The sequence below is a fragment of the Ralstonia sp. 25mfcol4.1 genome, from assembly GCF_900104095.1.
In the GTDB taxonomy this organism is placed as follows: Bacteria; Pseudomonadota; Gammaproteobacteria; order Burkholderiales; family Burkholderiaceae; genus Cupriavidus.
Genome location: NZ_FNJO01000005.1, coordinates 197,054 through 218,129, shown reverse-complemented (window position 1 = coordinate 218,129; position 21,076 = coordinate 197,054). Strand labels below are relative to the sequence as shown.

At 65.8% G+C, this 21,076-nt stretch carries 15 protein-coding genes; 7 read left to right on the top strand and 8 right to left on the bottom strand.

Annotation, left to right across the window (positions count from 1 at the left end; genetic code table 11):
• Window positions 1–13: 13 nt before the first annotated feature.
• Both BLQ58_RS11290 and BLQ58_RS11285 read right to left on the bottom strand, forming a co-directional pair.
• Window positions 14–991: a Bug family tripartite tricarboxylate transporter substrate binding protein gene (locus tag BLQ58_RS11290; protein WP_092598111.1), complete on the bottom strand. Its 978-nt coding sequence runs from the start codon at window positions 989–991 to the stop codon at window positions 14–16.
• Between the two features lie 287 nt (window positions 992–1,278).
• The gene (locus tag BLQ58_RS11285; protein WP_092597787.1) at window positions 1,279–2,544 is read right to left on the bottom strand and encodes a 4-aminobutyrate--2-oxoglutarate transaminase; all 1,266 of its coding nucleotides are present in this window, start codon (window positions 2,542–2,544) and stop codon (window positions 1,279–1,281) included.
• A gap of 140 nt (window positions 2,545–2,684) precedes the next feature.
• Between BLQ58_RS11285 and BLQ58_RS11280 the strand changes: the two genes are divergently transcribed.
• Together BLQ58_RS11280 and BLQ58_RS11275 are read left to right on the top strand one after the other, a co-directional pair.
• Window positions 2,685–4,208 carry a MocR-like pyridoxine biosynthesis transcription factor PdxR gene (locus tag BLQ58_RS11280; protein ID WP_092597784.1) on the top strand — a complete coding sequence of 508 codons (1,524 nt, stop codon included), beginning with the start codon at window positions 2,685–2,687 and terminating at the stop codon, window positions 4,206–4,208.
• A gap of 95 nt (window positions 4,209–4,303) precedes the next feature.
• The gene (locus BLQ58_RS11275; protein WP_092597781.1) at window positions 4,304–5,323 is read left to right on the top strand and encodes a protein kinase family protein; all 1,020 of its coding nucleotides are present in this window, start codon (window positions 4,304–4,306) and stop codon (window positions 5,321–5,323) included.
• A 23-nt stretch (window positions 5,324–5,346) separates the two neighbouring features.
• On the opposite strand, the gene ybaL is transcribed toward BLQ58_RS11275, so the two are convergent.
• Together ybaL and BLQ58_RS11265 are read right to left on the bottom strand one after the other, a co-directional pair.
• Window positions 5,347–7,074 (bottom strand): cation:proton antiporter domain-containing protein, encoded by a 1,728-nt coding sequence (ybaL, locus tag BLQ58_RS11270; RefSeq protein ID WP_092597778.1) that lies wholly within the window; start codon window positions 7,072–7,074, stop codon window positions 5,347–5,349.
• A gap of 155 nt (window positions 7,075–7,229) precedes the next feature.
• Window positions 7,230–8,066 carry a hypothetical protein gene (locus tag BLQ58_RS11265; RefSeq protein WP_139186095.1) on the bottom strand — a complete coding sequence of 279 codons (837 nt, stop codon included), beginning with the start codon at window positions 8,064–8,066 and terminating at the stop codon, window positions 7,230–7,232.
• Window positions 8,067–8,162: 96 nt separating this feature from the next.
• On the opposite strand from BLQ58_RS11265, the gene BLQ58_RS11260 reads away from it, so the two are divergent.
• Window positions 8,163–9,032 (top strand): lysozyme inhibitor LprI family protein, encoded by an 870-nt coding sequence (locus BLQ58_RS11260; protein ID WP_254775903.1) that lies wholly within the window; start codon window positions 8,163–8,165, stop codon window positions 9,030–9,032.
• Window positions 9,033–9,081: 49 nt separating this feature from the next.
• Here BLQ58_RS11260 and BLQ58_RS11255 read toward each other — a convergent pair whose 3' ends face one another.
• Together BLQ58_RS11255 and BLQ58_RS11250 are read right to left on the bottom strand one after the other, a co-directional pair.
• A complete protein-coding gene (locus tag BLQ58_RS11255) occupies window positions 9,082–9,384 on the bottom strand; it encodes a hypothetical protein (RefSeq protein ID WP_254775902.1) in 303 nt (100 codons plus the stop codon).
• Window positions 9,385–9,426: 42 nt separating this feature from the next.
• Window positions 9,427–12,171, bottom strand: coding sequence for an aminotransferase class I/II-fold pyridoxal phosphate-dependent enzyme (locus tag BLQ58_RS11250; protein WP_092597770.1), 2,745 nt, complete (start codon window positions 12,169–12,171; stop codon window positions 9,427–9,429).
• A gap of 329 nt (window positions 12,172–12,500) precedes the next feature.
• On the opposite strand from BLQ58_RS11250, the gene BLQ58_RS11245 reads away from it, so the two are divergent.
• The gene (locus tag BLQ58_RS11245; protein WP_092597767.1) at window positions 12,501–14,117 is read left to right on the top strand and encodes a bifunctional aspartate transaminase/aspartate 4-decarboxylase; all 1,617 of its coding nucleotides are present in this window, start codon (window positions 12,501–12,503) and stop codon (window positions 14,115–14,117) included.
• 63 nt (window positions 14,118–14,180) lie between these two features.
• Window positions 14,181–15,869, top strand: coding sequence for an aspartate-alanine antiporter (aspT, locus tag BLQ58_RS11240; RefSeq protein ID WP_092597764.1), 1,689 nt, complete (start codon window positions 14,181–14,183; stop codon window positions 15,867–15,869).
• Window positions 15,870–15,905: 36 nt separating this feature from the next.
• On the opposite strand, the gene BLQ58_RS11235 is transcribed toward aspT, so the two are convergent.
• On the bottom strand, window positions 15,906–16,880 hold the full coding sequence (locus BLQ58_RS11235) for a Bug family tripartite tricarboxylate transporter substrate binding protein (RefSeq protein WP_175459887.1): 975 nt from the start codon (window positions 16,878–16,880) through the stop codon (window positions 15,906–15,908).
• Window positions 16,881–17,238: 358 nt separating this feature from the next.
• Between BLQ58_RS11235 and BLQ58_RS11230 the strand changes: the two genes are divergently transcribed.
• Both BLQ58_RS11230 and BLQ58_RS11225 read left to right on the top strand, forming a co-directional pair.
• Entirely contained in the window at window positions 17,239–19,083 is a 1,845-nt protein-coding gene (locus tag BLQ58_RS11230; RefSeq protein ID WP_092597761.1) for a CocE/NonD family hydrolase, read from the top strand.
• A gap of 39 nt (window positions 19,084–19,122) precedes the next feature.
• Entirely contained in the window at window positions 19,123–20,136 is a 1,014-nt protein-coding gene (locus BLQ58_RS11225; RefSeq protein ID WP_254775901.1) for a LysR substrate-binding domain-containing protein, read from the top strand.
• Here the strand turns inward: BLQ58_RS11225 and BLQ58_RS11220 are convergent.
• Window positions 20,098–21,036: a LysR family transcriptional regulator gene (locus tag BLQ58_RS11220; RefSeq protein ID WP_254775900.1), complete on the bottom strand. Its 939-nt coding sequence runs from the start codon at window positions 21,034–21,036 to the stop codon at window positions 20,098–20,100. The genes BLQ58_RS11225 and BLQ58_RS11220 overlap by 39 nt on opposite strands.
• Between the last annotated feature and the right edge of the window lie 40 nt (window positions 21,037–21,076).

Here is a 21,076-nt window from a genome sequence, read left to right as displayed (position 1 = left end):
TGCTGCGGCAGCGTTACTGCAGGGCGACGCCGGACTGCTTCACGAGTTTCTCAGTGCGCGGGATCTCCGCGTTGATCATCGCTGTGAAGTCGTTGACACTGCCGCCACGCGGCTCGGCGCCGGTCGCGGCCAGCTTTTCGCGGAATTCGGGCGTGGCCAGCAGCTTGTTGATCGATGTATTGAGCTTGACCACCACATCGGCCGGCGTGCCCCTGGGTGCCACGATGCCATACCACGGCGCGATATCGAAGCCTGCGTAGCCCTGCTCGGCAATGGTCGGGATTTCGGGCGCCTGCGGCGAACGCTTTGCGGTGGACATGCCCAGCGCGCGCAGCTTGCCCGCCTTCACGTAGGGCAGGCCCGTCATGATGGTGTCGAAATACATCGACACCTGGCCCGACAACAGCGCCGGAATCGCCTCGCCCGCGCCCTTGTACGGCACGTGGACGATGTCGATGCCGGCCGCGGCCTTGAGCATTTCACCGGCGATATGCGACGTCGTACCGGTGCCGAACGATGCGTACGACAGCTTGCCCGGGTTGGCCTTCGCATAGGCCACCATCTCGGGCAGCGTCTTGAACGGCAGCGATGGATTCGACAGCAGGATGTTCGGAGTGATCGCCACCACGGCAACCTTCTCGAAGGCGTCCGGATCGTAGCTGAGCTTCTTGTACAGGAAGCGGTTGGTCACCATCGACGCCGGCCCCGACATCAGCAGCGTATAGCCGTCGCCCGACGCACGCGCCGCGACTTCGCTGCCGATCATCGCGGCGGCGCCCGGCCGGTTTTCCACCACGAAGCTCTGGCCGTACTCCCTGGCCAGGCCCGCGCCCAGTTGCCGCGTGATCAGGTCGGTGGCCGAACCGGCCTGGAACGGCACCACGATGCGCACTGGCTGCGTTGGCCAGTCGCGCGCGCCTTGCGCCAGCGCCAGCGACGACGCGGCGATCAGGCCGATGGAAAGTAGTGCTCGGAAAGAAGAGAAACGCATGTCTGTACCCTCATTGAATCGAACGATGGCGATCCGCGCGAACACGCTGGATGCCATCATTCCGTCCGCAATTTGCGTGCCACTGGCATCGCTGCGTCGTTGACACGAGCCCCGTCCGCCCCCTTCAGTTCGATGAAGTTTGCGTATCTGGCGCACCGGTTTGGTTAGTCTTTCCGGTGCGCCCGCAGGCTGGTGTTGTCTCCCTGGTGCCAAGGCACTATTGGTGTGCCCGGCGTTCTCTCTGGATGGCTCGCGCTGCGTCTTGCCGCAGGCCCACGCCAGTGGCTTCAGTCGATCAGCGCCCTGGTCAGCACGGCCAGCGCCGCATCGAACTGCGCCTGCGGAATCGTCAGCGGGTACAGGAAGCGGATGACGTTGCCGTAGGTGCCGCAGGTCAGCAGGATCAGACCCGCTTCCATCGCACGCGTCTGCACGCGCTTCGCATGCTCCGCACTGGGCTCGCCGGTGGCCGGATCGACGAACTCGGCAGCGATCATCGAACCCAGGCCGCGCACCTCGGCCATCGCCGGGCACTGCGCACGCAACGCTTCGAGATGGGCCCGCAGTTGCGCGCCCAGTTGCGTGGCGCGTTCGCACAGCTGCTCGTCGGCGATGGTGTCGATCACGGCGTGGGCAGCGGCCACGGCCAGCGGATTGCCCGCATAGGTGCCGCCGAGCCCGCCAGGCAGCGGTGCGTCCATGATCTCGGCACGGCCACACACGGCTGACAGCGGCATGCCGCCGGCCAGGCTCTTGGCCATCGTGATCAGGTCCGGCTGCACGTCGTGGTGCGACATGGCAAACAGCTTGCCGGTGCGCCCGAAGCCGGTCTGCACTTCGTCTGCGATCATCACGATGCCGTGGCGATCGCATACGGCGCGCAGGCCGCGCATGAAATCCGCGGGCGCCGGCTGAAAGCCGCCTTCGCCCTGCACCGGCTCCACGATGATGGCGGCCACGCGTTGCGGATCGATGTCGGTCTTGAACAGCATTTCCAGCGCCTGCAGCGCCTGTTCCGTGCTCACGCCGTTCAGCGTGCCGGGAAACGGCGCGTGAAATATGTCCGACGGGAACGGTCCGAAGCCCACCTTGTACGGCACCACCTTGCCGGTCAGCGCCATGCCCAGCAGCGTGCGGCCGTGGAATCCGCCAGCGAACGCGATGACGCCCGGACGGCCCGTATGGGCGCGCGCGATCTTGATCGCGTTCTCCACCGCTTCCGCGCCGGTGGTAAACAGCGCGGTCTTGTTGAGGCCGGTAATCGGCACCAGCGCGTTGATGCGCTCGGCCAGCGACACGTAGCTCTGGTACGGCACGACCTGGTACGCAGTATGGGTGAAACGCTCCAGCTGGGCGGCCACGGCCTGCATCACGCGCGGATGCCGGTGACCCGTGTTCAGCACGGCGATGCCGGCGGCGAAGTCCGTATAGGCGCGGCCTTCGACGTCCCACAGCGTCGCGTTCTCGGCGCGCTCGGCGTAGAAGTCGCACATCACGCCCACGCCCCGGGGCGTGGCAAGGCTGCGGCGTTGATTCAGTTCGATGTTTTTCATGGTCGGAATGCAAAGGGGGCAGGTCGGCGCCGGCAGCGGCCGCGCCGGATATCCGTCCGGCACTGCACAGCGATTCCGCACATTTCAATCACATTTGGCCCTACAATCCAGCGCCACTTTCATAAATTCAATGGTGCCAATTGAAGTCGATCTGCGGTGACCTGCTGCTCCAGCGCCTCGGGCCCGATGGCCTGGCGGCCTTTGGCAAGCCCCTGAACCGGGGCCTCTATGCGTGCATCCGCGGGGCCATCCTCGATGGCAGCCTGCCCCCCGCCACCCGGCTCCCGCCGCAGCGCGATCTGGCGGCGGAAATGGGCCTGTCGCGCAACACGGTGATGTATGCGTACGAGCAGCTCCTGGCCGAAGGCTATCTGCGTGCCCGCACAGGCAGCGGCACGTTTGTGGCCGATACGGCGCCCGAGAGCTATCTCAACGCGACGGCCGCCATGGTGGCGGACGCCGGGCCGCGCGAGATGCCCGGGCTGTCGGCCCGGGGCCGCCGGCTGATCGACAATGCCTCGGCATCGCCCACGCAGTGGGGAGCGTTCATGCCGGGCGTGCCGGATCTGCGCCGGTTTCCGCACCGCCGCTATGCCCAGATTTCGGCACGGCTGTGGCGCAATCCCCAGCCGGAATGGCTCAGCTACAGTCACGGCGGCGGCTTGCCGGCCTTGCGCGAAGCCGTGGCAAACCACCTGCGCGTGGCGCGCTCGGTGCGCTGCGACGCCGGACAGGTGCTGATCACCGAGGGCATCCACCAGGCCATCGATCTCGTGGTGCGCCTGCTCGGGTCGCCCGGCGACCAGGCGTGGGTGGAAGAGCCCGGCTACTGGGGCATTCGCAGCGTGCTGCAGGTGTGCGACATCGGCATGGTGCCAATGCCCGTGGACGACGACGGGCTGACGCTGCCGGACACCGATACCACGGCCGATGCGCCCGCGCCCCGCTTTGTCTTCGTGACACCGTCCCACCAGTATCCGATGGGCGCTGTCATGAGCCTGAAGCGCCGTCGCGCGCTGCTGGAATTCGCGCGCCAGCACGGCAGCTGGATCGTCGAGGACGACTACGACAGCGAATTCCGCTTTTCGGGCCAGCCCATCCCGTCACTGCAGGGGATGGAGCCAGATGCCCCAGTGATCTACATCGGCACCTTCAGCAAGACGTTGTATCCGGGGCTGCGCATGGGATATCTGGTGTTGCCACGCGCCCTGGCCGCATCGTTCCAGACCGCGCACGCCGACCTGTACCGCGCCGGCCACCTCATGACACAGGCCACGGTGGCGGAGTTCATGCAGGCTGGCGACTATGCCGCTCATATCCGCCGCATGCGGCCGCTCTACGCCCGGCGCCGTGCGATGCTGGCCGACCTGATCGAGCGCTACCTGGGCCCCGCCGCGCTGAACCGCCAGGGCAGCAACGCGGGGCTGCACCTCGTACTGCGGCTGCCCGACGATGCCGACGACGTGGCCATTGCCGCCACGGCGCGCGACCGCGGCATCATCGTCCGTCCGCTGTCGCGATACTACCTGGGGCAGGCGGTCCAGAAGGGCCTGCTGCTTGGCTACGCCTGCGTGCCCGAGGAACATATCGGCCCGGCGTTCGATGTGCTGCTGGGCTGCCTGCCGGGCCCGAACCGGCTGACGGGGACGCAGGCCCGTCAGTAAGGCGCCAGCCAGGGCCATTGCCTACAATCCAGTAGCAGCTACCGTGGCGGATGCCCTCCGCCCTCTGGACGCGGACACTGGCCGGGAGCGGAACAATGGGTCTGATCGGATGGATGCGCGAGCGAACCACGCACGCGGACGAACACGACAAGCACGCGATTGCCGAACTCGCGGAGCGCGTCACCCGGCTCAATCCCCGCCTGCGGCTGGTATCGCACTATGAGCGGCAGTTGCGGCCTGCCCTGGCCCAGGCGCTGACGCACGTGCGCACGCTGGTCCACGACGTTCCTGCACCGCGCGAAGCCAGCGACCATGCATGGGGCATCGACCCCTATATCCACGCCTTCTTCGGCACACCGCACGATGTGGCGCTGACGTTCAGCCGCTCGCCCGAACTACGGGAATTTTTCGGCACATCCCCGGCTACGCAGACGGCCACCGCCGTGCTTGGCATGACCATGACCGAGCGACGCACGCTAGGGGTAGCGCTGGAAGGCGAAGTGATGCGATCCGACGTGCCGCAGACAAACATCAGCTTCAGCGAGCACCGGATCACGATCATCGCCGATTCGGACGCGGCCTTGCGCGACGAGATCGTGCGCCGGATGTTCGACCAGTTGGCGCTGGAGTCCCTGGCCCGGTTCACCTCGGGCAAGACGCGCCGCGACGAACTCGATCGCGAGCAGACCTTGCTGCTGGCGCGCCTGCACCTGTTCGAGCGCCAGGGCACAGGCATGCGGTCGGTGGTGGGCGGCGATGCGCCGGTCAGCGCCGCCGAGGCCGCGTCGCTGCGCGAACAGATCGCAACCAACGAACAGGCACTCTCCGAGCTGAGCGCGACCCCCGGCACGCTGGAGCGGCAGCTCGAATGCCTGCATGAAACGCTTGCCGACGCGCCAGCCCGATTTTCCATCGCACATCGTCCGCTGCGCCTGAGCGCGACGAATGTGCTGCTGGCGCCGGACAGCACGACGCCGGCCAGTGACCTCGACCTGCTGACCGCCCACGTGCCGGGCGATCCGCCGCTGGTGCGCGCGTTCACGCTGGTCAACTTCGCGCGTGGCGACATGGTGTCGCCACGCGCCCTGCTCGACGAGGCCGAACGCTACCTTTGAGCGTCCAGTCGCCCGCCCGCTTGCTACAGGGCCACCGCGCTGGCGCCATTCACGTTCTCGGGCACGAAACGCCCGAGCACATGGCCGGACATGCCCTTGGCCAGTTCCTCCTCGCCATAGAACACGGTGCCCAGCCCTTCCTTGCGCAGCAGCTTCGACTCGTCCTCGCTGTGGGTGCGCAGAACCACCTCGACATGCGGATTGAGCGTGCGGGCGGTCTCCACCATTTGCCGTACGTACAGCGGTTCCGGCACGGCCACCACCAGCATGGCTGCATGGGCGATATGCGCCTGGATCAGCACGGCCGGGTCGGCCGCATTGCCCGACACCGCCGCAAAGCCGGCCTTGCGCAGGCTCTCCACCAGCTCGCGGTTTTCGTCGGCAATCACGAACGGGATGCCTCGCTCCTGCATCGCCTTGGCGATCCGGCGGCCCACTCGCCCGTAGCCGACCAGCACCACCTGGCCCTGCAGATACTTGCGCTCGGTCGTCACCGGCAGTTCGGCATACGGGTCGCCACGCTGTTCCAGGTTGCGGGCAATGGCCGAACGCGCCAGAATCCAGCGCCGCACGGGCTCCAGCGCCGCAAACAGCAGCGGATTCAGGGCGATGGAGATCAGGGCGCCCGCCAGGATCAGGCTCATGCCCTCTTCCGGCAGCAGGCCGAGCGTCACACCAAGCCCCGCGAGGATGAACGAGAATTCGCCAATCTGGGCCAGACTGGCCGACACCGTCAGCGCCGTATTGAGCGGGTAGCGGAACGCCAGCACCAGCGCGAATGCAGCCAGCGACTTGCCCACCACGATAACGGCCACCACGGCCAGCACGTGCAGCGGCTGTTCCACCAGGATCTCCGGCTTGAACAGCATGCCGACCGAAACGAAGAACAGCACCGAGAACGCATCGCGCAGCGGCAGCGATTCTTCAGCCGCGCGGTGACTGAACTGCGATTCGCGCATCACCATGCCGGCAAAGAAGGCGCCGAGCGCGAACGACACGCTGAAAATCTCGGCCGCGCCGAACGCGATGCCAATTGCTACCGCCACCACCGCCAGCGTGAACAGCTCGCGCGAGCCGGTCTTGGCCACCTGCCACAGCAACCATGGCAACACCCGACGCCCCGCGATCAGCATCAGCGCGATAAAGGCCACCACCTGCAGCAGCGTCTGGAACACCGTCATGCCGATCGACTGCGAAGCCTGCGCGTCGGCGTTCACCGTCCCGCCCAGTAGCCCGGCCAGCGGCGGCAGCAGCACCAGCACCAGCACCGTGGCCAGATCCTCCACCACCAGCCAGCCGACCGCGATGCGGCCATTCATGGTTTCCAGCACCCCCCGGCTTTCCAGCGCCTTGAGCAGCACCACCGTACTGGCGCACGACAGCGACAGCCCGAAGATCAGCCCGGTGCCCCAGTGCCAGCCCCAGCCCCACCCAATGGCCATGCCCAGCAGCGTGGCAATGGCCATCTGTACCACGGCGCCGGGTATGGCGATGCGTTTGACGGCCAGCAGGTCGCTCAACGAGAAATGCAGGCCCACGCCGAACATCAGCAGCATCACGCCGATCTCGGAAAGCTGGGCGGCCAGGTGGACATCCGCGACAAAGCCGGGCGTGCCGGGGCCAATGATGATGCCCGACACGAGATAGCCGACCAGCGCCGGTATCTTCATGCGCTCCGCGAGGAATCCGAGCACAAGCGCGATACCAAAGCCTGCGGCGAGCGTGGTGATGAGGGTCAGGTTGTGATCCATGGGCAGGGGCGTCCGGGAGGTCAAGCGGCAAAGGGGCGTTCACGAATTGTAACTGCCATGCCGGTATCGCATCGCGAACGTCGTCCCGACAGGCATGATCCGGCCCGCGCGGCACGGCAACCCGGCCGCCCGCCGATGGCATCGTTATGCTGCGGCTACCGGGCGCCGGATTCGCCGTTCTCGATGATCGGCCGCAACAACGTGAAGTCGTTGGGATAGAAAGGCGGCACCGCCGAGGGGCTCTTCTTGCGCGCCACCTCCACGAACGGCCGGTCCGCCTCGATCGCGAGCATCAGGTCGAACCGTTTGACGCCGGCAGCCTTGGCGCGTTCCACATCGCGCTCGCTTTTGGCCCGGTAGGCAATCGTTCGCATCAGCAGGTCATAGAGCAGCCGGGGCCGGCGCTCGACCGCCAGTTCCGCATCGTGGCGGCGCCTTGCCAGCACCGCCTGCCACAGCGCGGAGTCTTCGAGACCAGCCGTGTGCTCGGCTAGCGCAACCAGTTGCACCTTGCCGGTGCGCGGCGAGTACGCGACGCCCTGGGCATCCAGGAACGCCCGGATATCCGGCAGACGCTGGCCAAGCAGTTCCTCGGTGCGGGTCTTCGCCTTCTGCGGCTGATCGATGTCGGTCCAGTGCGACGGGAACGCGCCCATCTCGCCAAAAATGGCCGCCCAGTCGTCGTACTCGGTCCAGGTCCAGTCCCGGCCCTTGAAATAACCCGAATACACCTGCTCGAAATAGCCGGCCATGTTCAGGCCGTCTGACCCGCTGCGCTTGACGATGGCGAGAATCTCGGCGGCGTCGGCACGGGAGATGCCGACCACGTTCTCCATCACGCGATTGAAGACGCGCTCGTAGGAACTGGTTGTATCCTGAACATACAGCGCAGGCGGCGTGACCGTCGGCGCCGGCCTGGCTTCAGCCGGCCCGCGTCTGGCCTTGCGAAAGAATTTGAAGAACCCCACTTCTCTGATGTGTGCACCGGGCAACACTATATCGGTTGATCCGTGACATTTTTGCATATTTGCGAGAAAAGCGAGGCGGCGATGCCATCTGCCGATAGTCATGCCGGACCAGCCGGGCCTGTGCCATTCCTGCTCGCCTTGCGGGCATTACTGGTGCTGGGCGGCCTTTTTTCCGCCGCCGCCACCGCCATGGAATTTCGCATCTACCACCAGCCCGAACTGAACCGGCGAATGATCGTTGGTCAAGGTCGCATCGAGGACGGTGACGCCGACAAGTTCGGGGCCGTGGCCCGGATCGCAGACCGCGACGACGAAGGCCTCGTCACGCTGATCCTGGACAGCCCCGGCGGCAACGTCGAGGCCGCCTTCCGGCTGGTGGACGCGATGGACAAGGTGCGCGTCTACACCGCGGTGCCTGACGGTGCCCGGTGTGCGTCGGCCTGTGCGTCGATCGTTTTTGCGTCGGGGGAGCGCCGCAGCATCCTGGGATCCGGACTGCTGGGCTTCCACAGTTGCTACAAGCGCCAGGGGGCCGCCCTGCTGTCGGATTCCCTGTGTAACGAGATCGTCGCGGCAAACGCCATGCAGCGAGGCGTGACCCATGCCGCCATCAACCGCTTCGTGGCGGACCACGGCGCGCACGAGATGGCCTGGGTGGGCCGCAACGTCGTATGCCGGTCGCTGCAAGGGCTCTGCAAGCCGGGGCCCATCGAAAAACGGAATGACACCCACGCCGCCCTGACGCGCAGTTTCGATTGCAGCCGGCTCACTTCGATCGCTTCGCAACTGGTGTGCGGCGATACCGATCTGGCGCGGGCCGACAAGGAGCTGGCCGACTTGTATGGCCGCAAGCTCGCGTCCACGGCCAACAAGACGCGCATTCGGGATGACCAGCGAACCTGGTTGCGCGACGAGCGCAACCGGTGCAGTGACAAGGCCTGCCTGCAGCGCGCCTACCGGAACCGGATCGATGTGCTGAAGCGAGCCTGAAGGGGGCCCGGGAGCTGGCGGGGCCGCCCGCCAGCAATCCGCGGGTCGCCTAGTACTTGATATCCCGCGCCGCCTCCCGGCCGCCCTGCTTGGTCTGCCGCTTGTCCTGCCGGCATGCCGAATTGCTCTTCTGGTCGGCCGCGCGACAATCCTGCTTGGTCTCGCGCGCACCCTGACGCGTATCCTGCCGCACGTCGCGTGCCTGGCGCCGTTGCTGGGCCTGCTCGGTGGCCCACGCTGGCGTGGCAGGCAGCGCGGCTACCAGCGCCAGCCATGCCAGCACGCAGGCCTTCGCATGGCCCCTGCCCCGTCCTTTCCCCTGCCAGTTTCCGTTACGTATCACAGTGGCCATCACAGTCGCCTCATCGGACATGAAAAATCGTTGCGCAGCAGGTCATGACTTGCGCAATGCCTCCAGCGCCTCGGGCCGGATCAGTTCCAGCCCGCGTGCCGCGTTGAACCCGTGTATCTCCTTGACATCGAGCTTGCGCATGAACGCGATGGTCTCCGGCGTGATGACCTGGCCGGGCACCATGATCGGAAAGCCGGGCGGATAGGGAATCACGAACTTCGCCGACACCAGCTCGGGCCCGTCGGCCAGCCGCTGGTCGATGAGCGGGTCATTGAGCTTAATGTATTCGCAGCATTCCGGCCGATAGGCCAGGTAATACGCGGTGCGCATGTCCCCTTCGGGCGTGGCGCTCTTGCTGTCAAGCCGCAGCGCGTTGTGGAAGCGGCTGAAGTTCGGCAGGTCGGGCACGTCTTCCACCAGCGCCTTGACGCGCGCCGCAAATGTTGCACGCTCGTTCTCGCCGCCCTCTTCGAGCCGCCGGTCGATATCGCGCGACAGATCGGCCAGGGCCTTGATCAGGTGCGCCAGGTCGCTTCGGGTGTTGTTGATGTTGATCTGCACCAGCACGCTGTTGCGTGACGTCTTGTTGATCTGGATGTCGTACTTTTCGGCCAGCAGCCCCTTGAACTGCGTGCCATCGTAGCCGGCGTTGCCGCACAGCAGCGTGATGCGTGTGGGATCGAGGAAGAATTCATCCTCGCGCATGGCCTGTGCGGTGTCTGCCAGCGTCCTGCCCGGCATCGCGTAGTCGGCGTACCCCGACACCCGGTACACCTCGGGAATCATCTCGGCCGGCGTCGCCGCGCGGAAGTACTTCGAGATCAGCGGGTGATCGTTGATTTCCTGGCGCAGTTCGATGGCCAGCTGTAGCGCACGCTGTACCAGCTCATAGCCTTCCAGCTCCATCTGGCGTCGCGCCAGGTCGATCGACGCAATGATCTGCAGGTTCGGTGACGTCGAAGTATGGGTGAAGAACGCCTCCTTGAACGGCGCCTCCACCTTGTGGAAGTCCTGGTCGGCCACAACGATGATCGACCCCTGCCGCAAGGCCGACATCGACTTGTGGACGGAATCCGTTTCGTACACGCGCACGCGCGTCACGTCGGGGTCGGGCAACAGTGGCATGTCCAGCAGGCGAGCGTCCGTATCGGGAATGTCCTTCACCGACGCCTTGAACGCCTCGTACTGCTCGCGGTAGGCCGGATCCCGCATCATCTTGCGCACCTTGTACGCAGCGCCCATGGCGGTGCGCATGCGCAGCAGCGGCGAGAATCGCGCGTAACCGAACCACGCCTCGTCCCACAGGAAGATCAGGTCTGGCTTGATCGCCAGGCACTCCAGCATGGTGCGCCGCACGTTGGCGATGTGGCCATCGAATGTGCAGTTGGTCAGCACCAGCATCCTGGCGCGATCCAGCTTGCCTTCGGCCTTCAGCGCCAGCAGCGCCTGCTTGATGGGGCGAATGGCCAGGCTGCCGTACATCGAATACTGGGTCAGCGGATAGGCGTCGATGTAGAGCGGCTGCGCGCCGGCCAGCACGATGCCGTAGTGGTGCGACTTGTGGCAGTCGCGGTCGATCAGCACGATGTCGCCGGGCGACAGCAATGCCTGGTGGACGATCTTGTTGGCGGTGGACGTGCCATTGGTCACGAAGAAGCTGCGGTCGCCGCCGAAGGCGCGCGCGGCCTTTTCCTGCGCGCGCTTGATGTTGCCGGTGGGCTCCAGCAGGCTGTCCAAGCCGCCGGTCGTGGCCGACGATTCGGCCAGGAAGAGGTTGGCGCCGTAGAACTCTCCCATGTCGCGGATCCAGTTCGACTTGAAGATCGACTTGCCGCGCGCTACGGGCAGCGCATGGAACGTGCCGACCGGCCGCTGCGCATAGTGCTTCAGGTTGTCGAAATACGGGGTTTCATAGCGGTCTTTCACACCCTCCTGGATCGCCAGGTGGATCTCCATCGGCTCCTCGGCGCCATAGAAGATGCGCCGGATCGGCGCGGCCTCTTCCGACCCCGCCAGATGGCCGACATCGCGGTCGGTCGACAGGAAGACATCCAGCTCCGGCCGCAGGCGGCGCAGCACGCGCGCCAGCGCCGTTCCGGTGTCACCCACCCCCGCGTCGGTACCCACCGGGGTATTGCGCGTGATGATCTCCCGCAGCGCCGGCGAGGTGAACTGTGATGCAAACGCGAAGCCATCAACGATCACCACGGCCTGCAGGTTGTAGTTGAAGATGGCGGCCAGCAATGCGTCCTCGAAGCTGCCGACGACGACGGTCTCGCTGACGAACTGGTCCTCGTCGCGCCGCAGCCGGCGGAACGAAGCGCGCAGGTCGTCCCACGTGGACCGCTCGCCGGCCGCGACGATCAGCACTTCGAAATACGGCTTGCGGCTCTGCCCCCTGCCGATGGACGGCGGCAGAAACTCGGGCAGGCGGGTTTCGCCCTCGTCCTCGACCAGCCACGCGTCGCTGCCGTCACGATAGCTGTTGGACAGCAGCGCGGTGCTGATACGCCCCACCAGCCGTGCCAGCGTGTTCCAGTCCCGCTCGGCAAACCGGGCCTCCACCTGCGAGAAGATCTGGGTGCCCGGATAGCCATTCAGTTGCTCCAGCGGCCGCAGGTCATCAAGGACGTCCCTTCCGGCCCCCATCCAATCGTCCGCCCGTTCCGGCGCCGCAGCCAGCGACTTCGCCAGCCGGTGAAGCGTTCGCCAGCGGTCGATCCGGCCTTCGGAAGCCGCCAGGAACTGGTGGAGATCGCGCTTCGATGTCTGCTGGTCCGCTTCCATGTCCGGTCACCTCAGAGAATTGGCGTGCGAATGCCTGCATGACGGCCATGCAGTCATTCAGAGAATCTGGCAGTCGGCGCCCGTTTTTCCATTGGACCTTGGCCTAACGCATCCCCCCAAATGCCGCAAAAAAGCCATCCAATAGCCCTTTGGCCCAATTGAGCACAAACGCTTGGCCGACTACGTTGTGTATCTGGGAATAGTGCGTGGCACCCGGAATTGATTTTGCCGATTCGCCAAGATGCCCATTCGTCACGCAGCCACCGATATGCGCCAGTCTGGGCGGCCGCTTTCGCGCTGCAACATTGGATCAAAACCGGAGATACATGATGAGCAAGCGGGATACCTCCAAGCTGGCCAGCCTTTCGCCATTCGAGCTGAAGGACGAACTGATCAAATTAGCCGGCAGCGTGTCCAACCGGCTCATGCTCAATGCCGGGCGCGGCAATCCGAACTTCCTGGCGACCGTGCCGCGTCATGGCTTCTGGCAACTGGGGCTGTTCGCCATGCGCGAATCGGAGCGGTCGTTTTCGTACCTGACCGAAGGCGTGGGCGGCTTTCCGCGCCGCGCCGGCATCGAGGAACGCTTCGACCTCTTTGCCCGCGAGCATCGCGACGTGCCAGGTGTGCGCTTCCTGGCCGGTGCCGTTTCCTATGTCCGCGACCAGCTCGGGCTCGACGGCGGCGATTTCCTGTACGAGATGTGCGAGGGCATCCTGGCCTGCAACTACCCGGTGCCCGACCGCATGCTCAGGTTGTCGGAAAAGATCGTCAAGCAATACATCCGCCGGGAAATGATCGGCAAGCATCCGTTCCTCGGGGATTTCGATCTTTATGCCGTGGAAGGCGGAACCGCCGCCATGACCTATCTGTTCAATTCGATGCGCGTCAATCACCTGCTCAAGGCAGGCGACACGATTGCACTGGGCATGCCGATCTTTACGCCCTATATCGAAATTCCTGAATTGGCCGAATACCACCTGACCGAATTGTCGATCGATGCCGATCCGGCCGATGGCTGGCAATACCCGAAAAAGGAACTCGACAAGCTGCGCGACCCGAAGGTCAAGGCATTCTTCCTGGTCAACCCAAGCAATCCGCCGTCGGTCAAGGTCAGCGACGAAAGCCTGAAATATATCGCCGAGATCGTCAAGGAGCGTCCGGACCTGATCATCCTGACCGACGATGTCTATGGCACGTTCGCCGACAACTTCGTGTCGCTGTTCGCCATGTGCCCGCACAACAGCATCCTGGTCTATTCGTACTCGAAGTATTTCGGCGCCACGGGATGGCGGCTGGGCGTGATTGCAACGCACAAGTCGAATCTGTTCGACGAAAAGCTGGCCGAACTGCCAAAGGACGAACGCAGCGGCCTGAACGAACGCTACGCGTCGATCACCACGGAACCCGAGAAGCTGCAGTTCATCGACCGCGTCGTGGCCGACAGCCGCACGGTCGCGCTCAATCACACGGCGGGCCTCTCCACGCCCCAGCAGGTGCAGATGGTGCTGTTCTCGCTGTTCTCGCTCATGGACACCGCCGAGAGCTACAAGAAAGCCATGAAACGACTGATCCGCAGCCGCAAGGCCGCGCTGTACCGCGGCATGGGTGCGCCGCTGGCCGAGGTGGACGAGAACGTCGTCGACTACTACACCCTGCTCGATGTCGAACAGATGAGCCGCGAGGTCGGGCCGGAGTTCGTCAAGTGGCTGCTCGAATCGATCCAGCCGCACGAACTGCTGTTCAGGCTGGCCGAAGAGGCTGGCGTGGTGCTGCTGCCGGGCGGCGGCTTTGGCACCCGGCATCCCTCAGGCCGCGTCTCGCTGGCCAACCTCAACGAAGAGGACTACGTCAAGATTGGCCGCTCGGTGCGCAAGCTGCGCGATGAATACCTGGAACGGTATCGCGAGACCGGAGGCAAGGAGACCAGTTCGAAGAAGAAGTAGGCCGGTGTCCCACGACCAGCCAGTCTCGCCGCAAACGCTGAGGTCCGACAAGGAGGCATCACCATGACGTGGTTCGTTGATACGCTCAAGGCCTATCCGGAGATCGCCATCTTCCTGGCGCTGGGTATCGGCTACTGGGTGGGCGGAAAGAGCTTCAAGGGGTTCAGCCTTGGGGCCGTGACATCGACGCTGCTGGTGGCCATCGTCATCGGCATCCTCGGCGTCAAGATCTCCGCGAACGTGAAATCGGTCTTCTTCCTGATGTTCCTGTTCGCGGTTGGCTACGGGGTGGGTCCGCAGTTCGTGCGCGGCATCGCCAAGGATGGGGTGCCGCAGGCGATCTTCGCGGCCATCCTGGCGGTGCTGTCGCTCGGCGCATCCGTGGTGGCCGCCATGGTCGCCGGGTACGACCTCGGCTCCGCGGCGGGCCTGTTCGCCGGATCGCAAACCATATCGGCGTCGATGGGCCTTGCCACCGACGCCATCAACCGGCTCGGGCGATCCCCGGAAGAGACCAAGATGTTGCTGGACGGCATGCCGATTGCCTATGCGGTCACGTACATCTTCGGCACCGTGGGATCGGCCATCATCCTGGCCCAGATCGGGCCCAGGCTGCTGGGCATCGATCTGGTGGCGGCCTGCAAGGAGTATGAGCAGATGCTGGGGGCCGGGTCAGCCGGCGGCGCCGGCACCGAATGGCACGAGTTCGAGGTGCGCGCCTACTCCGTGGCGCCCAATAGCCCGTTCATCGGCAGGTCCGTGGGCGATCTCGAAGCCGGCACGCACGACGGTGTGCGCGCTTTCATCGAGCGCATCCGGCGCGGCGGCAAGATCATCGAGGTAGACCAGCACACGCTGATCGAAGGGGGCGACGTGGTGGCCATCGGCGGCAAGCGCGACCAGCTGATTGCGCGGCTGGGCCCCAGCGGCCGCGAGGTGGAGGATGCCGAGCTGCTGAACATCCACACCGAAGGCGTCGATATCTATATCACCAACAAGGAAGTCGACGGCAAGCCGCTGCAGGAACTGGCGCGCTGGCCCGGCGCGCGCGGGGTGTTCCTCAAGAAGATCAAGCGTGGCCCGACCGAGACCGTGATTCCGGTGTTGCCCAAGACTCAGCTCTATCGCGGCGACGTGATCACGCTGGTGGGCCGCACGCAGGACATCAACGCCACCGCAAAGCAACTGGGCTATGTAGACCGCCCCACCACCGTCACCGACGTTGCCTTCGTCTCGCTGGCCATCACGGTCGGCGCGCTGATCGGTGCCATCGTGATCCACGTGGCCGGCATTCCGTTGACGATTTCCACGGCGGGCGGGTCGCTGATCGCCGGCATCATCTTCGGCTGGTTCCGCGCCATCCATCCCACGTTCGGACGTATTCCCGAGCCGACGCTCTGGTTCATGAACTCGGTCGGCCTGAACGTCTTTATCGCCGTGGTGGGCATCTCGGCCGGGCCGGGCTTCATCGCCGGGCTGCAGAAGCTCGGCGTGAGCCTGTTCCTGTGGGGCATCTTCGCCACCGCCGTGCCGCTGATCATCGGCATGTTCCTGGCGAAATACGTGTTCCGCTTTCACCCGGCCCTGATCCTGGGCATCTGCGCCGGTGCGCGAACCACCACGGCGGCGTTGGGGATGGTGTGCGAAGCGGCCAAGAGCCAGGTGCCCGGACTGGGCTATACCGTGACGTACGCGGTGGGCAACACGCTGCTGACCATCTGGGGGATGGTGATCATCATGATCCTGTCCTGATGAACCGGCCATCCTGCCGCATGCCGGCAGCCGCCATCACGACGCCTGGATACCGCGCTTGCGGATGAAGTCGCCCCAGACCTTCGACTCCGACGATGCACGCTGCTTGATCGCATCGGCACTGCCCACCACCGGGAACAGGTAGAGCGATGCCAGCCTGGCCTTGATCTGCGGGTCGGCCAGCGCTGCCTGCACGGCGCCGTTGAGCCGCGCCACGATCTTCGGATCCAGACCGGCCGGGCCAACCAGCGCGTACCAGCTAGGCATCAGCGGCACGTCGATGCCGGCCTCCTTGAGCGTGGGCACGTTGGGCAGTTCCTTCACGCGCTGCGGCCCGACAATGGCCACCGGCACCACCGTACCGCCGGTTACCTGCGGCAACGCGGCACCCAGCACGCTCACCATCGCGTCTACCTCGCCCGCCACCACGCCGGTCAGCGCCGGGCCGGAGCCCTTGTAGGCCACGTGAGTCATTTTCAGGCCCAGCTTGTCCGCCACGACTTCCATGGCCAGGTGCGTCGAATTGCCCACGCCCGCGCTGCTGAACGTCAGGCCGCCCGGCTTGTGCTTCGCCTTGTCGATGAAGCTCTGCATCGACGTGATGCCGCTGGCCTTGCTGGCCACGATCACGAACGGCGTATCGACCACGGGCGAGATGAACGTGTAGTCCTTCTGCGGGTTGTACGGCAGCGACGCGTACAGGTGCGGGTTGAAGCTGATCTGCGATACGCCCGTCAGCAGTACCGTGTAGCCGTCCGGTGCCGCCTTGGCCACCGTGCTCATTGCCACGATGCCGTTCGCGCCGGGACGGTTGTCCACGACGATGGATTGCCCCAGGTCTTGCGACAGCCGGTCACTGAGCAGCCTTGCCACCACGTCGCCGCCAGAACCCGCCGACTGCGGCACGATCATCCGGATCGGCCGGCCGGGATATGCATCCTGCGCCTGCACGGCGCCATGGCACAACACCGCCGAGGCGATGAACGCGCAAGCCATCAAACGTCGGTACATCAATACTCTCCAATTGAATCGAAGCCAGTCACGAAATTTTCATGACGATGGTAGGGATCTGCGCGATCCGAGACCAATACGGATTGTCGATGCCAACATAGGCCGGAGCTATGCCCGGGAGAAACCCTGAGGCACCTGCCCAGCCATGGGGTCCATGCGCACCATCGCAACGCAGCATCGGCGCGGCGCGCACCGGCCTTGTGCGCGGCACGCAGGTTTTCCCGCGGATCGGGCGTGGCAACGCGTTTGGTCATAGGGCCGACCTATGACCGGATCGGAATTTCGTCTTTCCGCAACCCCGCGACGGCTCCGTACCATGGGGCCGTTATCCAGGCCCTTCCGCACCAATACACCAGTCATGTCCGACATCGATACCCGTGGCAACGCGTGGCTGACGCCGCCGTCCGCCTATCTGGCAAGCCGCCCGTCCACCTTCTCCGTACCGGCCCGGCCAGCGTCCTGCTATCTGCTCATGCGCGACGGCTGCCGCCTGGCCGCCGACGTCTACCTGCCGCAGCCGTTACCCGGCACCGCCGCGCCGCAAGCCTTCCCCACCGTGGTCATCTTCACGCCGTACTACCGACGTTTCAGGCTTTCCCGCGCGGGTGCCGAGCCGAGCCCGAACGGCGCCAAGTACCGCGATGCCTTCGTGCCCAAGGGCTACGCGGTGGTCGTGGTCGATGTGCGCGGCACCGGTGCCAGCTTCGGCACGCGCGACGCGCTGCGGTCGCCCACCGAGCGCGACGACTACTACGAAGTGGCCGAGTGGATCGCCAGCCGGCCGTGGTCGAACGGCAAGATCGGCTCCACCGGCATCTCGTACCTGGGCGCGGCGGCCTGCTTCCTGGCCAGCACCGGCCACCCGGCAGTGAAGGCCATTGCGCCGCTGTTCTCGGTGTCCGACATCTACAGCGAACAGCTGTACCCCGGCGGCATGCTGTCGAAGGTGTGGGTGGAAGCCTATGACGAACTGATGCTCGCGCTCGACCAGGACCGTCGCGACCTGGTGGCTGGCTTCCCCTACTTCAACGACCCCTCCTTCGCAGGCCCCGAGCGTACCGACGAGGACACCGAAGGTGCACTGGTGGCCGCCGCCGTCGCCGAGCACCGCAACAACTTCACGCTGGCCGACCTGGCGCCCGAGTTCGCCTACCGCGATGGCGCGGCCTTCCACGACCCATCGCTCGATTCCGGCAGTTGCAGCCCTTACCGCTATCTGGACGGCATCGCGCCTGACGTCGCCGTGTATTCGATCTCGGGCTGGTACGACGGCGGCGGCTATGCCAATGGCGCCATCACGCGCTTCCTCTCGCTGCCGTCCCATGACAGCCGCCTGCTGCTGGGTCCGTGGGACCACGGCGCGCGCACCAACGTATCGCCCTGGCGTGAGCGCGCCGCATCGGATTTTCCCTTGCTGGGCGAAGTGCTGCGCTTCTTCGACCATCACCTGCTTGGCCTGCCCACCGGCCTGGAACGCGAAGCCCGCGTGCATTACCACAGCATCCATGACGACCAGTGGCAGCCGGCCGACGTCTGGCCGCCCACGCCGGTCAGCACCCGGCTGTACCTGACCGACGGCGGCGCGCTGTCGGTCACACCACAGGCCGGGGCCGCCGCGACCACGACGCAGGTGCGCTTCGACTGGACCACCGGCCGCCAGACGCGCTACGAGCGGCTGGGCGCCGCCAATATCGAGGACTACTACGCGGACTGGGGCGAGCATGAGGCAGCGCTGCCTCATTTCGACTCGGCGCCACTGCCATCGCCGATGGCGATTGCGGGCCACGTCGTGGCCCATCTGCAGGTGTCCTCGTCGCAGCCCGACGCGGCGGTATTCGTCTATCTGTCGGAAGTGGAAACCGATGGCACGGTACGCTATATCACCGAGGGCATGCTGCGTGCGTCGCACCGCAAGACCGAGCCGTGCCCGCCGGAGTACCGCACCAGCTGGCCCTATCGCGCGCACCGCGCGGCCGACGCCGAACGGCTGACGCCGGGCGCACCCGTCGCGCTGGACTTCGCGCTGCTGCCGGTGGCATGGACGCTGGCCGCCGGCAGCCGCCTGCGCGTTTCCATCGCGGGTGCCGACCGTGGCCACTTTCCGCAAGTGCCCCACGGCCGACCGCCGCGGCTGACCCTGGGTCTGGGTAGCGGCGGCTGCCATATCGACGTGCCCGTGGCGGCGCAGGCACGCGGCCGTTGACGGCGGCACGATGCCTGCCCCGGCACGTGAAGTGCTAGAGTGGGCATCCGTCCCCAGCTTTCCGCAGTCATGGATTTCCGGCAGCTTCGCTATTTCGCGCGCATCGTCGAACTCGAGAGTATTACCGCCGCGGCCGATGCGCTGCATATTGCCCAGCCGTCGCTGAGCCAGCACGTGGTCAATCTGGAGTCCGAACTGGGCGCCAGGCTGCTGGTTCGCGGGCCGTTTGGCGCCCGGCCCACCGAGACCGGCCAGATCCTGTACCGGCACGCCAAGATGGTGCTGCGCCAGATGGAGGAAGCGCATGCGGCGGTACGCCATGGCCGCGATGTGCCGTCAGGCCACGTCAGGGTGGGCCTGCCCACCAGCACGTCGCGCGTGCTGGCCGTACCGCTGCTGCAGTTCGTCACCCGCAACGTGCCGGACGTGACGGTCGAGATCGTGGAAGGCAGCAGTGCCGACCTGGCCGAACTCGTCACGGCGCAAAAGCTCGACCTGTGCATCGCCATGGACGCCCAGCAGCGGCCTAACATGCATCTCGTGCCGTTGCTGGACGAAGACCTGATGGCCGTGGGCCCTGCCTCGGCGCAGCGCGACACGGCGCTGACGCTGGCCGAGATGGCCGCGCTGCCGCTGCTGCTGCCGAGCTTTCCCAATTCGGTGCGGGTGCTGACGGACCGCGCGTTCGTCGCCGCGGGGCTCGAACTGAAGCTCGTGGCCGAAACCAGCGCGGTGTCGGTGCTGTTGTCGGCGGTCAGTGCCGGTATGGGGTGGACCATCCTGCCCTGGAGCGCGCTGGCCACCGAACCGCCCCATGCGTTCGCGTGCGTGCCGATCTCGGACTCGTCGCTGGTGCGCCGCGTGTTCCTGTGTGTGGCGGGCGCCGCGCGGCTTGGCCTGGCGTGCAAGACGGTGGAAGATGCGCTGCTGCAGCTGATCCTGGACGCCATCGCCACGGGCACGTGGAAAGGCGTCAGCCCCCTGGGCAACCTGACAGGCGCCAGCGCCGACGCGTTATCGGCCCAGCTTCCCGGCCTCGCTGCGAAGCAGTGACACGAAGTCGAGCAGCATCTCGTCGGCGCCGCCCCGGCGCCATACCGCTCCCACCGGCCCGAACGATCCGACATCGGCCAGCGGCAGCATAGAGACAAGGCCGCGGCTCTGCAGATGGGCCGCCATCGCCGCAGGGCAGACGCCCACATGGTCGCTGCCGCGCACCACCGATTCCAGCACCACGATCGACCCGGTTTCGATCTTTGGCTTGATGCCGGCGCCGCCGCGTTCCAGCAGGGTGTTTTCCAGCCGCACCCGCATCAGCGTATCGCGCGGCGGCATCAGCCAAGGGTAGCCGAAGACGTCGGTCCAGCTAACGCTGCGCGCCGTGGCCAGCGGATGGCCAGGCCCGACCACGATGGCGATGTCGTCGGCAAACAGCACCTCGTGTTCCAGATGCTGCCCGTAGGCGCGGACGTCGATCGAGCCGACCACCAGGTCGTACTCGCGCTCCTCCAGGCCGCTCAGCAGCGCATTGAACACGCCTTCGGTCACCTGGAACGAGACATCCGCATGGCGCGCCTGGAAGGCCAGCACCGCGCGCGGAATCAGATGGGCGATACCGGCCGTCACGCTGCCGATGTGCAGGCGCGCCACGTCGCCCTTGGCCAGCGACAGCAGTTCCGCGTTGGTCCGGCCCACTTCGCCCAGCACGCGCAGCGCCAGCTTGCGCACGGCCTCGCCCGCGGCCGTCAGCTTCATCTGCTTGCCCCGAAGCACGAGCTTGGTGCCAACCAGATCCTCCATCTCGCCCAGCCAGTGCGACATGGCCGATTGCGTCATATGCAGCCGTTGGGCGGCGAGCGTCAGTGTGCCGGCCTCGTGGAGGACCAGGAACGATTCCAGGTGACGCATCCGCAACCGGCGCGCCCAGGCTACGGTGTCCGGAGACTGCAACATGAACAAATACTCATACAAGGTTCGGAACATTTCATTGGCC